This is a genomic window from Mesorhizobium sp. B2-7-2 (assembly GCF_006440775.1).
In the GTDB taxonomy this organism is placed as follows: domain Bacteria; phylum Pseudomonadota; class Alphaproteobacteria; order Rhizobiales; family Rhizobiaceae; genus Mesorhizobium.
On sequence record NZ_VFTZ01000015.1, the window covers coordinates 94,433 to 109,226 of the forward strand.

General features: G+C 65.2%; 11 protein-coding genes. 3 read left to right on the forward strand and 8 right to left on the reverse strand.

Annotation, left to right across the window (positions count from 1 at the left end):
• Positions 1 to 254: 254 nt before the first annotated feature.
• The 3 genes from FJ425_RS20450 to FJ425_RS20460 all read left to right on the forward strand — a co-directional run bounded on the left by FJ425_RS20450 (position 255) and on the right by FJ425_RS20460 (position 3,351).
• The gene (locus FJ425_RS20450; RefSeq protein WP_140725699.1) at positions 255 to 2,576 is read left to right on the forward strand and encodes a PAS domain-containing sensor histidine kinase; all 2,322 of its coding nucleotides are present in this window, start codon (positions 255 to 257) and stop codon (positions 2,574 to 2,576) included.
• An 80-nt stretch (positions 2,577 to 2,656) separates the two neighbouring features.
• Positions 2,657 to 2,917: a type II toxin-antitoxin system prevent-host-death family antitoxin gene (locus FJ425_RS20455; RefSeq protein WP_140546510.1), complete on the forward strand. Its 261-nt coding sequence runs from the start codon at positions 2,657 to 2,659 to the stop codon at positions 2,915 to 2,917.
• Positions 2,914 to 3,351 carry a type II toxin-antitoxin system PemK/MazF family toxin gene (locus tag FJ425_RS20460; protein ID WP_140725702.1) on the forward strand — a complete coding sequence of 146 codons (438 nt, stop codon included), beginning with the start codon at positions 2,914 to 2,916 and terminating at the stop codon, positions 3,349 to 3,351. The genes FJ425_RS20455 and FJ425_RS20460 overlap by 4 nt, the downstream gene beginning before the upstream one ends.
• Here FJ425_RS20460 and FJ425_RS20465 read toward each other — a convergent pair.
• The 8 genes from FJ425_RS20465 to ccmI form a co-directional block, all read right to left on the reverse strand.
• Positions 3,348 to 6,305 (reverse strand): bifunctional [glutamine synthetase] adenylyltransferase/[glutamine synthetase]-adenylyl-L-tyrosine phosphorylase, encoded by a 2,958-nt coding sequence (locus tag FJ425_RS20465; protein ID WP_140725705.1) that lies wholly within the window; start codon positions 6,303 to 6,305, stop codon positions 3,348 to 3,350. The two genes, FJ425_RS20460 and FJ425_RS20465, sit on opposite strands and share 4 nt — an antisense overlap.
• Before the next feature lie 12 nt (positions 6,306 to 6,317).
• Positions 6,318 to 7,799 carry a HAMP domain-containing sensor histidine kinase gene (locus FJ425_RS20470; RefSeq protein WP_140636128.1) on the reverse strand — a complete coding sequence of 494 codons (1,482 nt, stop codon included), beginning with the start codon at positions 7,797 to 7,799 and terminating at the stop codon, positions 6,318 to 6,320.
• Positions 7,800 to 7,807: 8 nt separating this feature from the next.
• On the reverse strand, positions 7,808 to 8,482 hold the full coding sequence (locus tag FJ425_RS20475) for a response regulator transcription factor (protein WP_140636130.1): 675 nt from the start codon (positions 8,480 to 8,482) through the stop codon (positions 7,808 to 7,810).
• A gap of 199 nt (positions 8,483 to 8,681) precedes the next feature.
• The gene (locus FJ425_RS20480) at positions 8,682 to 10,232 is read right to left on the reverse strand and encodes a Do family serine endopeptidase (protein WP_140636132.1); all 1,551 of its coding nucleotides are present in this window, start codon (positions 10,230 to 10,232) and stop codon (positions 8,682 to 8,684) included.
• A gap of 407 nt (positions 10,233 to 10,639) precedes the next feature.
• On the reverse strand, positions 10,640 to 11,104 hold the full coding sequence (locus FJ425_RS20485) for a cytochrome c-type biogenesis protein (protein ID WP_140636134.1): 465 nt from the start codon (positions 11,102 to 11,104) through the stop codon (positions 10,640 to 10,642).
• A complete protein-coding gene (locus FJ425_RS20490; protein ID WP_140636136.1) occupies positions 11,101 to 13,086 on the reverse strand; it encodes a heme lyase CcmF/NrfE family subunit in 1,986 nt (661 codons plus the stop codon). Before FJ425_RS20490 ends, FJ425_RS20485 begins: the two co-directional genes overlap by 4 nt.
• Positions 13,087 to 13,151: 65 nt before the next feature.
• Complete coding sequence (ccmE, locus tag FJ425_RS20495) at positions 13,152 to 13,592, reverse strand: cytochrome c maturation protein CcmE (RefSeq protein WP_140546178.1); 441 nt, start codon at positions 13,590 to 13,592, stop codon at positions 13,152 to 13,154.
• Positions 13,593 to 13,596: 4 nt separating this feature from the next.
• Positions 13,597 to 14,730 carry a c-type cytochrome biogenesis protein CcmI gene (gene ccmI, locus FJ425_RS20500; protein WP_140725708.1) on the reverse strand — a complete coding sequence of 378 codons (1,134 nt, stop codon included), beginning with the start codon at positions 14,728 to 14,730 and terminating at the stop codon, positions 13,597 to 13,599.
• Positions 14,731 to 14,794 lie beyond the last annotated feature (64 nt).

The following is a 14,794-nucleotide window of genomic DNA, read 5'->3' on the forward strand; positions in this document are numbered from 1 at the left end:
CGACGGATGAGGGGTGCTCCAGGGAAAACCAGCGTCTCACTCCGCTGGAACACCCCTCATCCGTCTCGGCGCATCGCGCCGATCCACCTTCTCCCACAAGGGGAGAAGGGAAAGGGACGAATTTCAATCAACTTTTAATCTTTTTCGCCCGCGCCTCTGGACAAGGCGAATCGGCTTTGATTCTTTAATGGCGATTCGGGGCGTGCGGCGTAGCCGGATCATCCAAGTATGCGGCAAATCGGGGAGTGCCATTTATGGCCAAGGCGGACGCGTGGGGCGCGCCCGGAGGGAAGGCTTTTGCGCGTCGCAAGGCAAGGAGCGACGGACTTGCCGGCAATGCGCGCCTGATCGCCGAACCCACATATCAGCGGCTCCTGGCCGCCGAGCCGCTGCTGCGCCGGTCGATCCCGGCGCTGATCGTCGTTTTTCTCATCGTCATCGCGGCATTGCGCTTCCTGTCGCTGATGAACGAGCATGACGAGATCGAGCGCGACGCCAAGGCGGTGCTGGCGCTGGCCGCCGGCCAGATGGCGCAGGCGATCACCGCCGACCCCAGCGTGGCCGGCGTCAATGCCGTAAGTCTCCTGGAGAACATCAGCCGCCAGGGCGCCATGAGCCGCGCCCATGTGCTTGCCATCACCGACGCCGACTTCAAGGTCATCGCCGTTTCGCCGTTGTCGACGGGCTGGCAGGGCCGCACGCTCGACAGTTTGGTCCTTGGCGGCCAGCCGCTGTTCATGTTCGGCGACCGCGCCGGCGTGATGGATGTCAGCACCGGCGGACAGGACTGGTTTGCCGCCGTCAGCCTCGGCGGCGACCGCAAACACGCGGCCGCCGTGCTGGTGCCGCAGGAAGCGGTGTTCGACAGCTGGCGCAAGTCGATGTCGCTCAACGTCACGCTGTTCGTGCTGACGGCGGGCGTGCTGATCGTCATCCTCTACGCCTATTTCGGCCAGGCGGCGCGCGCCCAGGCGGCGGACCGCATCTATCTCGAAGCGCATCAGCGCATCGACATGGCGCTGGTGCGCGGCCGCTGCGGCTTGTGGGACTGGGACATGGTGCGCGGCAAGATGTACTGGTCGCGCTCGATGTACGACATGCTGGGCTATGAGCCCTGCGATACGATGCTCTCCTTCGGCGAGGTCGACGAGATCATCCACCCGGAAGACGGCGACCTGTTCGAGCTCGCCAACCGCATCATCGAACGCGAGATCGACCATATCGACCAGGTCTTCCGCATGCGCCACGCCGACGGACAATGGGTGTGGATGCGAGCCCGCGCCCAGGTGATCGACCCGGAGGCGCCGGAGATCCAGCTGATCGGCATCGCCGTCGATGTCACCGAGCAGCGTCACCTGGCGCTGCGTTCGGAAGCGGCCGACATGCGGCTCAGGACCGCGATCGAGAACATCAACGAATCCTTCGTGCTGTGGGATGCCGCCGAACGGCTGATCATGTGCAATTCGAAGTTCCAGAAGGACAACGGGCTGTCTGACCGCGATGTGGTACCGGGCGCGACCCGCGATATGCTGGAGCAGCGCATGCTGGCCTTCGCCTCGGAGCGCAGGTTGGCCAATGCCAACGGGCCGCATGGCGGTATCACGCTCGAGCGCCAGCTTGCCGACGGCCGTTGGCTGCAGGTCAACGAACTCAGGACCCGGGACGGCGGCGTCGTTTCGGTCGGCTCCGACATCACCCAGATCAAGCTGCATCAGGAAAAGCTGGTCGACAGCGAGCGCCGGCTGATGGCGACGATCCACGATCTCAGCCTCGCGCGGCGCGCCGAGGAGGAACGCGCCAGCGAACTGGTCGAGCTCAACCGCAAATACATGAAGGAAACCGAGCGCGCCGAGGCGGCCAATCGCGCCAAGTCGGAATTCCTCGCCAACATGTCGCATGAATTGCGCACGCCGCTCAACGCCATCATCGGCTTCTCCGAGCTGATGCAGCAGGGCCTGTTCGGACCGCTCGGCTCGGAGCGCTATGAGGAATACGCGACCGACATCAACGGCAGCGGCAAATACCTGCTCGGCGTCATCAACGACATCCTCGATATGTCGAAGATCGAAGCGGGCCAGTTCTCGCTCGACCACGAGGAGATCGACCTTTGCCCGCTGATCAAGGAAACGGTGCGGGTGATCTCGCTGCAGGCGGCGGAGAAGTCGATCAACGTCGAGACGCGCATCGCCGATACGATGCGGCTCTATGCCGACCGCCGCGCGATCAAGCAGATCGCCATCAACCTGCTCTCCAACGCGGTGAAGTTCACCGGACAGGGCGGCAAGATCACGGTCCGGGCGCGCAACACGTCGGGCGCGCTGCTGCTCACCATCGAGGACAATGGCTGCGGCATCCCCAAGCAGGCGCTGAGCAAGCTCGGCCGGCCGTTCGAGCAGGTCCAGAACCAGTTCTCCAAGAACCACACCGGCTCGGGCCTCGGTCTCGCCATCTCGCGCTCGCTGGCCGAATTGCAGGGCGGCGCGCTGAAGATCCGCTCGACCGAAGGCGTCGGCACCATCGTGTCGGTGCGCATTCCCCTGAAGAAGGCGCCGGCGGCGGTGAGGGTTGCGGCCTGATCAGAAACGACCGGCAGTGGCTGAAGCAAACTTGAAAAAGTTATCCATTTTATCTATTTTGGATAAGAGGTGATTTTTCAATGCGCGTGACATCGACTGAGTTCCAGCAGAATGTGGGCCGCTTCCAGGATGCCGCTCAGCGGGCGCCGGTCGCGATAACGAAAAACGGCCGGACCCACACAGTGCTTCTTTCGGCGGCGATGTTCGAAGTGCTGGTCAAGGGGCGGGTCGCCCGCCCCGTCGAAGAACTTGATGATGAGACGCTGAAAGCCATCGCCGAAAGCGCGGTCCCGCCCCTGCATGACGAACTGAACCAGATGCTCAAAGACTGGGTGCCGTGAGCCTGCCCAAGCCTGTTCCAGGCCTGGTGATCTGCTATTCCCATCTGTGGTTGGACGAGCACAGGCAAGGCGTCGAAGAGGGTCGGAAGAACCGCCCGTGTGCGATTGTCGCCGCACGCCGGATTGTGGAAAGGCGCGAAGTCGTGACTGTGGTTCCGATCACGCATTCCCTTCCGGCCGATCCTGCCGATGCCGTCGAAATGCCTGCGCCTCTCAAGGCTTACTTTGGGCTCGACGATATGCCGTCATGGGTCGTGGTGAGTGAAACCAACGATTTCCTTTGGCCGGGCCCCGATCTTAGACCAATTCCCGGAAGCAGTCCCTCCCGCTTCCACTATGGCATGCTGCCGCCACGCTTCTACGCTCATCTGCGCGATCGGCTTCTGCAGGCACATGCGCGCCGCAAGCTCCGCCGCGTGCAACGCACCGATTAGCCCCTCCCGCCCGCACTCCGCAGCAGTAGGTCGAAGTCCAGCCTGACCCTCCGTGACGTCTCCTTGAGATGTGCTTCCAGCACAGCGAAATCGGGGAGGTCGGTGACCGCAAGAAGCAGGTCCGAAAGCCCCGGCGGGACATCGTCGCGCTGGAATTCGCCGGTTAGGCAAAGCCTGATCATCTGAGTCAGCGCCAGATAGAGCCGATAAGCCTCGCCAAGCTCTTCACGCATATCGGCTGCGGCGAAGTCCGGAGAAAGCCGGGCCAAAATGTCGGCGGTCGCCGTGACCCGGCGGCCAGGTTCGATCGCGCCGGTAATGACCGCGACCTGGGCGATGAATTCAAGATCGATAAGCCCGCCCGGGATCAGCTTGATGTCCCAGAGATCGCGCGGCGCCTTCTCCTTCTCGATCAGCGCCCGCATCTCCGAGGCCTCGGCTTTGACCTTGGCGGCATCGCGCGGCTGCGCCAGTACCACCGCCACTTCCGTCTCGAGCTCGGCGCAGAGTTCGGCGTCGCCGCCGATGGCGCGGGCCCTTGCCAACGCCAAGTGTTCCCAGGTCCAGGCATCCTGGCGCTGATATTTCTTGAACGCGTCGATATGGGTGGCGACCGGCCCCTTGTTGCCTGATGGACGCAGGCGCAGGTCCAGCTCGTAGAGCACGCCTTCGGCCGTCGGCGCCGAGACGGCCGCAATCAGGCGCTGCGTCATGCGGGTATAGTAATGCGAGGGCGCCAATGGCTTGTCGCCGTCAGAGTCCTCGGCATCTGAATGGTCGTAGAGCAGGATGAGATCGACATCAGAACCCGCCGTGAGCTCTCGGCTGCCGAGCTTGCCCATCCCGAGCAGCGCCACCCTGCCGCCGGCGATCCTGCCGTGGCGCAGCGCGAATTCGGCGATCACCGCTTGAAGCGCCGCTTCGATGGTGAGGTCGGCGAGATCCGAGAAGGCGCGCCCCGCCCGCGCCGGATCAATCGAGCCGGCAAGCAGGCGCACGCCGATCAGGAATTTCTGCTCGGAAGCGAAGATGCGCAGCCGGTCGAGCACATCCTCATAGGCGCGGTCGCCTTCGATGAAGGCGGCAAGCCGGGCCGAGAGATAGGCGCGATCCGGCAGTTCGGTGAGCAATGCCGGATCGAGCAGGCCGTCGAAGACATGCGGACGACGCGTGATGATCGCCGCCAGCCGAGGCGCGGCCCCCATGATGGTCGCCATCAGTTTGAGCAGCGCCGGGTTCGACTGCAGCAGCGAGAAAAGCTGGATACCGGCCGGCAGGCCGGCGAGGAACTCGTCGAAGCGCATCAGCGCCTCGTCGGCGCGCCGCGTCTGGCCGAAGGCCTTCAGCAGCGCCGGCGTCAGTTCGGTCAGCCTCTCGCGCGCCTCCGCCGACTGGGTGACGCGGTAGCGGCCGAAATGCCAGCCGCGGATGACGCGGCAGATGTCGCTCGGCCGCTGGAAGCCCAAGCGATCGAGCGTCTGCAGCGTGTCGGGATCGTCGACATCGCCGGTGAAGACCAGATTGCCGACGCCGGCCGAAAGCTCGGGCGCGGTTTCGAACAGCGCCGCATAATGGCGCTCGACCTGCTGTAGCGAGGCGCGGAAGGCCTGCGTGAATTCCGCCTCGCCGGCAAAGCCCAGCATCAGCGCGATGCGTTTCAGCTCCTCGTCTTCCTCAGGCAGGATATGCGTCTGCTCGTCCGCCACCATCTGGATGGCGTGCTCGACTCTGCGCAGGAACCAGTATTGCCGGGTGAGCGCGTCGCGCGCGTCGACGGTGATCCAGCCGCGCGCGGCGAGCGCTGCGAGCATCGGCACGGTCTCGCGGCCGCGTAGCTCCGGGAAGCGGCCGCCGGCGATGAGTTGCTGCGTCTGGACGAAGAACTCGATCTCGCGGATACCGCCGCGGCCGAGCTTGACGTTGTGGCCTTTCACCGCGATCTCGCCATGGCCCTTGTGGGCATGGATCTGGCGCTTGATCGAATGGACGTCGGCAATCGCCGCGTAGTCCATGTATTTGCGCCAGACATAGGGCTGCAATTCCTTGAGGAAGGCCGCGCCCGCGGCGAGGTCGCCGGCAACCGGCCGCGCCTTGATCATGGCCGCGCGTTCCCAGTTCTGGCCGCGCGCCTCGTAATAGCGAAGTGCCGCCTCGACGGGGATCGCCAGCGGCGTCGAGCCCGGATCGGGGCGGAGCCTCAGATCGGTGCGAAACACATAGCCGTGCTCGGTGCGGTCCTGCAGGATGCGCACGAGCCGGCGGGTGAGGCGCGAGAACAGCTCGGTCGCGTCGAGCGGATCGATAACGGCCGGCGCCTCCGGATCGAAGAAGACGACAAGATCGATGTCGGAGGAAAAATTCAGCTCATGCGCGCCGAGCTTGCCCATGCCGAGCAGGATCCAGCCCGAATCCTTCGCCGGTTCGGCCCGATCCGGCAGCTTGAGCTTGCCTTGCCGGTTCGCATCGAGCAGCAGGAAATCGACGGCGGCGCATGTGCAGGCATCCGCGAGATCGCTGAGACGGCGCACCGTCACCGCGGTCTCCGCTTCGCCTGAAAGGTCGGCCAGCGCGATCAGGAAATGCGCTTCGGTCTTCCATTGCCGCAGCGCCATCATCAGGCTCGATTCCGAAGCGTCATCAACCCTGGCCGCGCCGCCTATCGCTTCGCCGACGGCGCCGAGCCGCGCTTCGATCGTCCGGTCGAACAGCGTGTCGAGAACGGCCGGCCGGCGGCGCGCCACATCGCGCAGGAAGGGCGAGAGGTCGAAGACGGCCGCCAGCAGCTCCTGCAGTGGCCCCTCGCCCGCCAGGAACGCAGCGAGGCGCGAAAGCCCCTCTTCCTCGGCGGCATCGGCGATTTCCGACAGTTCACGCCGGGCATGCTCCGCATCGAGGGGGCGGAGCGCCACTGTCGGGCTAAGCCGGAACTCGGATTCGATTTTCTTCTTCGCCATTTGTCCGCGCTGTCAATGCGTCTCCCGCAACGGAAAACTCATGGCCACGGACAATCCGGGATTGGCGGGTAAAAGATCAAGCCTGCCGTTGTGGAAAGTCATGATCGCCTTGGCCAGGCTGAGGCCGAGGCCCGAGCCCGGTTGCGAGCGGCTCTTTTCCAGGCGCACGAAGCGCTCGGTGGCCCGGGCGCGATCGGCGTCGTCCGGAATGCCGTGGCCATTGTCGGTGACGGCAAGCTTGATCTCGTTGCCGGCGCGCTCCAGCACCACCCGTACTTTCGGCGCCTCGGCAGCATCGGTCGAATATTTGATGGCGTTGTCGACGACGTTGGACAACGCCTGGCCGATCAGCTCGCGGTTGCCGTTGATCGTGAAGGCCTCGGACACGGTCGTTTCCAGCGCAACCCCCGCCTCCTCCGCCACCGGCTCGTAGAGCTCGACCACATCGCTCACCGTCTCGGCGAGATCGACGGGACCGGTCTGTTCCGAGGAGTAGCCGGCCTCCAGGCGCGAGATCATCAGGATGGCGTTGAACGTCTTGATGAGCTGGTCGGACTCCGCGATCGTGCCCTCGAGCGCCTCGCGGTACTCCTCCGTCTTGTGCCTGCCGGCGAGCGTCGCCTCGGCGCGGTTGCGCAGCCTGGTCAGCGGCGTCTTCAGATCATGGGCGATGTTGTCGGAGACCTGCTTCAGCCCCTCGTTCAACATGGCGATCCTGGCCAGCATCGAATTGAGGTTTTCCGAAAGGCGGTCGAATTCGTCGCCGGCGCCGGTGACCGGCAGCCGTCCGGACAAATCGCCCCCCATGATGCGGCGGCTGGCGTCCGAGACGCTGTCGATGCGCTTCAGCGCGGCGCGCCCGACAAAGAACCAGATCAGGATGCCGCCAAGACCCATCATACCGAGCGCCAGGGTCAGCGCGCGGCTGATAACGGCGCGGAAGCGCTCGGGCTCGCCGAGGTCGCGGCCGACCAGCATGATCATCTGGTTGGGCAGCCTCAGCACCAGCGCGATGGCGTTGTGGCCCTTTTCCCCTGTCGACTGAGGAATGTTGGCGCTGTCGCCGGCTTGGGGCGCGGACTGGTCCGAACCGCCGCTGCGCAGCCGATCGAGCTCGCCCTCGCCAAAGCGCTGGTAGGAAAACGGGTCCGTCGTCCAGCCCTCGGTCTCGATGACCCCGGGCTCCAGGCTCTGCACATTGCCGGTCAGGATCTGGCCGTTGGCGTCGGCGATCAGATAGAGATTGGCGCCGGGCTGGCGCGAGCGGGCTTCGACGACGCGCACCAGCACCGGCAGGCCGCCGCGCTGATAGGCGCGGGCCAGGCCCAGCACCTCGTCGTTTATGGTCTCCTGCGTCTGCGCGGTCAGCATGCGCGCCGAGAGCGACGTCATGTAAAGGACGAGCAGCACCGCGCAGAGCGCGAAAAGCAGAAGATAAAGCGCCGAAAGCCGGGCCGCCGTCGTCTTCATGATGGCCGGCAGGGATAACGCCATAACGGGTTCTAGCCGCCCTTCAGCATGTAGCCGGCGCCGCGGATCGTGTGCAGGATCGGCTTGTCGAAGCCCTTTTCGATCTTGCCGCGCAGTCGCGAGACGTGGACGTCGATGACGTTGGTCTGCGGATCGAAATGATAGTCCCAGACATTTTCCAGAAGCATGGTGCGCGTCACCACCCGGCCGGCATGGCGCATTAGATATTCGAGCAGGCGGAACTCGCGCGGCTGCAGCGTGATCTCGCGGCCGGCGCGCTTGACCGAATGCGACAGCCGGTCGAGCTCGAGATCGCCGACGCGGTAGACCGTCTCGGACTCGCGCGCGCTGGCGCGGCGGTTCAGCACCTCGACGCGGGCGAGCAATTCGGAAAAGGCGTAGGGTTTGGTGAGGTAATCGTCGCCGCCGGCGCGTAAGCCCGTGACCCGGTCGTCGACCTCGCCCAGCGCCGAAAGGATCAGCACCGGCGTGGTGTTGCCGCGCGAGCGAAGCGCGGCGATCACCGACAGGCCGTCGCGGCGCGGCATCAGGCGGTCGACCACCATCACGTCATAGTCGCCGGCATCGGCGAGCGCGAAGCCGGTCTCGCCGTCGCCAGCGACATGGGCGGTGTGGCCCGCTTCGGCAAAGGCTTTCTGCAAGTAGTCCGCCGCCTCGCGATCGTCTTCCATGACGAGAATCTTCATGGGACCGTTATACGCGATTTCACTGGAAGGTTGAGGGGCAGCCATATCGTGTTGCCTTCAAGTTAAAACGGCAGCGGGTGATGGGAAACCCGCTGCCGCCAGGAGCGAAACACGGTGACTGACTTACGTGCTCGGCCCCATGTTTCCCCACGGCGGCTCGGGGGTGTTGATACCGCCATGGGGAAGCTGAAAGTCGATGTCAGCCCTTGCCGACCGGCAGCGCCACGAAGCGGTTCGAGTCGTCGCGGGTGATCTGCATCAGCACGGCCTTGCGGCCGGCCTTGGCGGCATCCGTCATCGCCTTGGACACGTCGTCGGTGGTGTTCACGTCGTTCGAATTGATCGAGGTGATGACGTCGCCGGGCTGGATGCCGCGGTCGGCCGCGTCGCTGTCGGGATCGACGTCGGTGACCACGAGGCCCTTGCCTTTTTCCGCCTTGGTGACGGTCAGGCCGAGATCGGCAAGCGTGTCGGCCTTGGCCGCCGGCGCCGACTGCTTGTTGCTGTCGTCGTTCGAGGCCTGCTTGTCGCTTGCCGGCAGCGTGCCGAGATCGACCTTGACCGTCTCGTCCTTGCCATTGCGCCAGACGGTGACGTCGACCGATTTGCCCGGCGCGAATGCACCGATCATGCGGGCAAGTTCCTTGGGCGAGGCGACATCCTTGCCGTCGATCTGGGTGATGACGTCACCAGCGACGATACCCGCCTTCTTGCCCGGCCCGCCATCCTGGGCGCTTGAGACCAGCGCGCCCTTGTCCGACTTCAGGCCGAGCGACTCGGCGATATCGGAGGTGACCGGCTGGATCTCGACGCCGAGCCAGCCGCGCTGGACCGAGCCGCTCTTCATCAGGTCCTGGACGACCTGCTTGGCGGTCGAGGCCGGGATGTCGAAGGCAATGCCGACGCTGCCGCCCGACGGCGAGAAGATGGCGGTGTTGATGCCGATCACCTGGCCGTTGAGGTTGAAGGTCGGGCCGCCCGAATTGCCGCGGTTGACCGAAGCGTCGATTTGGATGAAGTCGTCATAGGGGCCGGCGCCGATGTCGCGGCCGCGGGCCGAGACGATGCCGGCGGTCACCGTGCCACCAAGGCCGAAGGGATTGCCGACGGCGACCACCCAGTCGCCGATGCGGATCTTGGAATCGTCGGCGAAGTCGACATAGGTGAATTTGTTGCCGCCGCCATCGACCTTGAGCACGGCGAGATCGGTGCGCGGATCGGTGCCGATCAGCTTGGCGTCGAGTTCCTTGCCGTCATTGGTGACGACGCTGAAATCCGAGCCTTCCGAGACGACGTGGTTGTTGGTGACGAGATAGCCGTCCTCGGAGATGAAGAAGCCCGAGCCCTGAGCGATCGGACGCGGCTGGCCATTGCCATGGTTGCGGTGGTCGAAGCGGCGCATGCCGAACTGGCCACCCTGGTCGCCGAAGCCACGGAATTCCTTGAAGAAGCGGCGCAGCTGCGGATTGTCGGGCAGGTTGTCGAAACCGTCCTGATCGTCGGAACCATCGTCGGCCGTCGGCTGGATCTTGGCCTTGACCTTCACGCTGACGACCGCCGGCGAGACATGCTCGACGACATCGGCGAAGCTCGGCACCTGCGGGGCTTCGACGCGCACGGCATCGGCCAGCACGGGGGCGGTGCCGGTGGCAAGCGCGCCCGTGCCGACCGCGCCGATAACGGCCAGGGACGCTGCAGCCGCCATCAGGCGCTTTCGGGTGGATGCAAATGAATTGGGGGCATTATTCATGGGGTTTCCTATCCTCTATCGACGTGGATGCACTCAGGCGAAGCATCCTCGGGCAAGAGGATTAGAGAGCCGCACATTACGGCGCCATTTCCGGTACATGAAAGTTTTGTAATGTTGGGGATCGGCGACGATGACCGCAGGCATGCCGCGCTTCGAAGGCTTGGCGGAAACACCCGAGACTTCGTCATTCCAGGGTGAAGCAGGAGCGAAGCTCCGTCGCGAAGATCCTGGAACCCATGCCGTTACCTCGCGCTAGGGTTGCAGCAGAGCAGAAATTCTGGACGGCCGCGACGCTTCGAAGTCACGGAATGGATCCTCGGGTCTGCGCGCGTCGCTTCGCTCCTTGCTTCGCCCGTGGATGACGACGACACAGGGGTCTCGGCCAACTCCGAGGTCCGCAATTCATGTTAGTCGCTAAGCAGCTTATCCAGCGTCGCCTGTTCCTCGACGCTGAGAACGCTGTCCGATGCCGGGCGGCGCGAGCGGCTGCCCAGCACAATGAACAGGCCGCCGGCCAGAAGCAGAAGCACCGGCGTGCCCCACAAAAGCGCGTTGCGCAGGTTGAAGCGCGGTTTTAGCAGAACGAACTCGCCATAGCGCGAGACGATATAGTCCATTACCTGCTGGTCTGTATCCCCGGCGACGAGGCGCTGGCGCACGAGGACTCGCAGGTCGCGAGCAAGATCGGCGTCGGATTCGTCGATCGACTGGTTCTGGCAGACCATGCAGCGCAGGCCTTCCGACAGCGCACGCGCCCTCGCCTCCAGCGCCGGGTCCTGCAACACCTCGTCAGGCTTCACCGCCTGTGCGGCGCCGGCGAAGAACAGCGCCAGCAGCAGGATCAGCGAGGCGAGTGAAAATCTTGCCTTCATGGCAAGGCCGCTGCCGCTACTGCAGGCTTGCGCCGCTTTGCCGGCGCGCCGACGCGCAGGCGGCGGTCGAGCAGCGACATGGCGGCACCCGCCATCATCACCAGGCCGCCGCCCCAGATCAGCGTCACCAGCGGCTTCCACCAGAGGCGCACGACGACGGAGCCGTCCTTGTTCTCGTCGCCGAGCGACAGATAAAGCTGGCTCAAGCCGATCGTCCTGATGCCGGACTCCGTCGTCATCGTCTGGCGCACCGGGTAGAAACGTTTTGCGGAGGCGATCGCGCCATCGGCGTTGCCGTCGGCGCCCATAAGCATGAAGCGGCCGCGATCCTCGGTGAAATTCGGACCCTTTTGCGGGAAGAGCCCTTCGAAGCGCAGCGTATGGCCGGAGAGTTCCACCGTCTCGCCGGGATGCATGCTGAGGATTTTCTCCGTGCCGAAGCAGAGCGTGCCGACGATGCCGAGCAAAGTCAGCCCGAGGCCGAGATGGGCCAATGCCGTGCCGAAGACGGAGCGCGGCAGGCCGGCGAAGCGGCGAAGCATGGCGGCCGGCGCCACGGAGCCGAAGCCGGATTTGACGGCAAGGTCGGTCAGCGCGCCGGCGACCAGCCAGACGGCAAGACCGACGCCGAGCGCTGCGAAGACCGAGGCGCCGTCGATGAACAGGCCGGTGACGAGCATCGCGGCGATCGCCACGGCCAAGGCCGCCATCAGGCGCTGCGAGGCGGCAATGATGTCGCCGCGCTTCCAGGCGAGCAAGGGGCCGAACGGCACGATCGCCAGCAACGGCAGCATCAGCGGTCCGAAGGTCAGGTCGAAGAACGGTGCGCCGACCGAGATCTTGCCTCCGGTCAGCGCCTCCAGCGCCAGCGGGTAAAGCGTGCCGACCAGCACCGTTGCCGTGGCGGTGGTGAGAAAGAGATTGTTCAGCACCAGCGCGCCCTCACGCGAGATAGGATGGAACAGGCCGCCCGCCGTCAGCCGCGAGGCGCGCAGCGCAAACAGCGCCAGCGAGCCGCCGATGAACAGCGTCAGGATGCACAGGATGAAGACGCCGCGCGCCGGATCGGTGGCGAAGGCGTGCACGGAGGTGAGCACGCCGGAACGCACCAGGAAGGTGCCGAGCAGCGACAGCGAGAACGTCAGGATGGCCAAGAGCAGTGTCCAGATCTTCAGCGCCGAGCGTTTCTCCATGACGATGGCCGAATGGAGCAGCGCGGTGCCGGCGAGCCAGGGCATGAAGGAAGCGTTCTCGACCGGATCCCAGAACCAGAAGCCACCCCAGCCGAGCTCGTAATAAGCCCAATAGGAACCCATGGCGATGCCGCCGGTCAAAAACATCCAGGCGACCAGCGTCCAGGGCCGCACCCAGCGTGCCCAGGAGGCGTCGATACGCCCTTCGATCAACGCCGCGACCGAGAAAGAGAAGCAGATCGAGAAGCCGACATAGCCGAGGTAAAGCATCGGCGGGTGGATGGCGAGGCCGAGGTCCTGCAGGATCGGATTGAGGTCGCGGCCTTCGATCGGCGCCGGATTGAGGCGGATGAACGGGTTGGATGTCGCCAGGATGAACAGGAAGAAGGCGGCGCCGATCATACCCTGCACGGCCAGCACGTTGGCCTTGAGCGTCGACGGCAGATTGTTGCCGAAGACTGCGACGAGCGCGCCGAAGAAGGTCAGGATCAGCACCCAAAGCAGCATCGAGCCTTCGTGGTTGCCCCAAGTGCCGGTGATCTTGTAGATCATCGGCTGCAGCGAATGGGAATTCTCCCACACGCTCGCCACCGAGAAGTCCGAGCCGGCATAGGCGCTCGCAAGGGCGGCGAAGGACAATGCGGTCAACGCGAAGCCGGTGACCGTGACCGGACCGCCGACCGCCATCAGCCGCTGGTTGCCGGTGCGGGCGCCGACGAGCGGCACCAGCATCTGCACCAGCGACAGCGCGAAGGCGAGCACAAGCGCGAAATGTCCGGTCTCGACCATTGGTTACCTGTTCTCCCGCAGGTTCTGATCGCAAAACCGCATGGCACTTTTGCGGAACCTGCTCATCAGTTCGTGCTTTCCTGCCAGACACCCTTGGCCTTCAGGCCGTCGGCGACTTCCTTGGGCATGTAGCGCTCGTCATGCTTGGCCAGCACGCTGTCGGCGACGAAGACGCCGTCCGGGCCGAAAGCGCCCTCCGTGATGACGCCCTGCTCCTCGCGGAACAGGTCGGGCAGGATGCCGGTATAGGTGACCTTGACCGATTTCTGCTTGTCGGTGACCGAGAAGGCGACGGTTGCGCCCTGCCCGCGCATGATGGTGCCCTTCTCGACGAGACCGCCGAGCCGAATGCGCTGGCCGGGCGGCACGCTTGCCGTGGCGAGATCGGCCGGCATGTAGAAATAGGAGGCCTTCTGTCCCAGCGCATAGAAGGTGAGGCCGGCAGCGGCACCGAGGAAAGCCAGCCCCGCCAGGATCACCGACAATCGCTTCTGCTTGCGCGTCATTGCCTTACTCCGTCGCCGTCACGCCGAGCGAGGCGGCGAAGGCGGTGAATTTCCTGGCCTGTTCACTGTCCGCGCCAAAGGCGGCGACAGCGCGGCCGAGCGCACTGCGCGCCTGGTCGGCCTTGCCAAGCACGACATAGGAACGGATGAGCCGCATCCATCCTTCCTCGTCGCGGGGATTCTGCTTCAATTTGTCGTCGAGACCGGCGACCATGGTCTCGATCATCGCCTGCCGGTCCTGCGGCGACATCTGCTGCGCAGCTTCCGCCTGCTGCGCGTCCGGGCCATTGGCCGGCGCATCGGCGACAGCCGGGCCGCCCGCCTCGGCAAGCGCCTGCCGGACGGCGCTGCGCCAGGGCGAATCCGGCGCGAGCTGGCCGAGCATCTTTTGCCAGGCGGCGACGGCATCGGCCTTCTTGCCTTCCTGTGCCAGGCCCACCGCCAGATAGAAATTCGCCTTGGCGTTGGCCGGATCGAGCTTCAGGGCCGCCTCGAAGGCTTTTTGGGCGTCGGCCGAAACGATGCCGCCGGCCGCGCTGGCGATCGCTTCGCCGAGACCCGACTGGCGCACGGCGCTGTCGCCGTCGAGGCGGATGGCGTTGCGATAGGCGGTCACGGCGTCGGGAAAACGCTGCAGCCGAAGATAGATCGGCGCCAGCACGTCCCAGCCCTTGCCGTCCGAAGGATTGGCGGCGAGATGGGCTTCGGCGCGGGCGACCAGCTCGTCGACCGAGGCATCGGCCGGGTTCTTGGCCAGACGTTCGGCCAGCGGCTGCGAAGGCAGATCGGGAGAGCCGAGCATTCCGTAGAGCCCCCAGCTCAGCAGGGGAACCGCTAGCACGGCTATGCTGGCGACCCACCTGGCGCTGCGCGCAGGCTTGAGTATTGCCGCCTCCGGCTGCACGGCCGCGCCCAGGCGCAGGATGCGCCGGCCGATCTCGGCACGCGCCTCCTCGGCCTCCCCGGGCTGGATCAGGCCGCGCGCCATGTCGCGGTCGAGCTCGGACAGCTGGTCGCGATAGACTTCGAGATCGTGATCGCCGGCCGGCGACGCGCCTTTCATGCCGCCGGTAAGCGGCAACAGCACGGCCAGGCTGGCGCCCAGCGTGAGGATTGCGGCTATGACCCAGAACAGCATGGCCCTTCCAATAAAGGCAGAGCCGTGCCCTGCCAACACGGACGTACTGCGACGCTTTGACGGC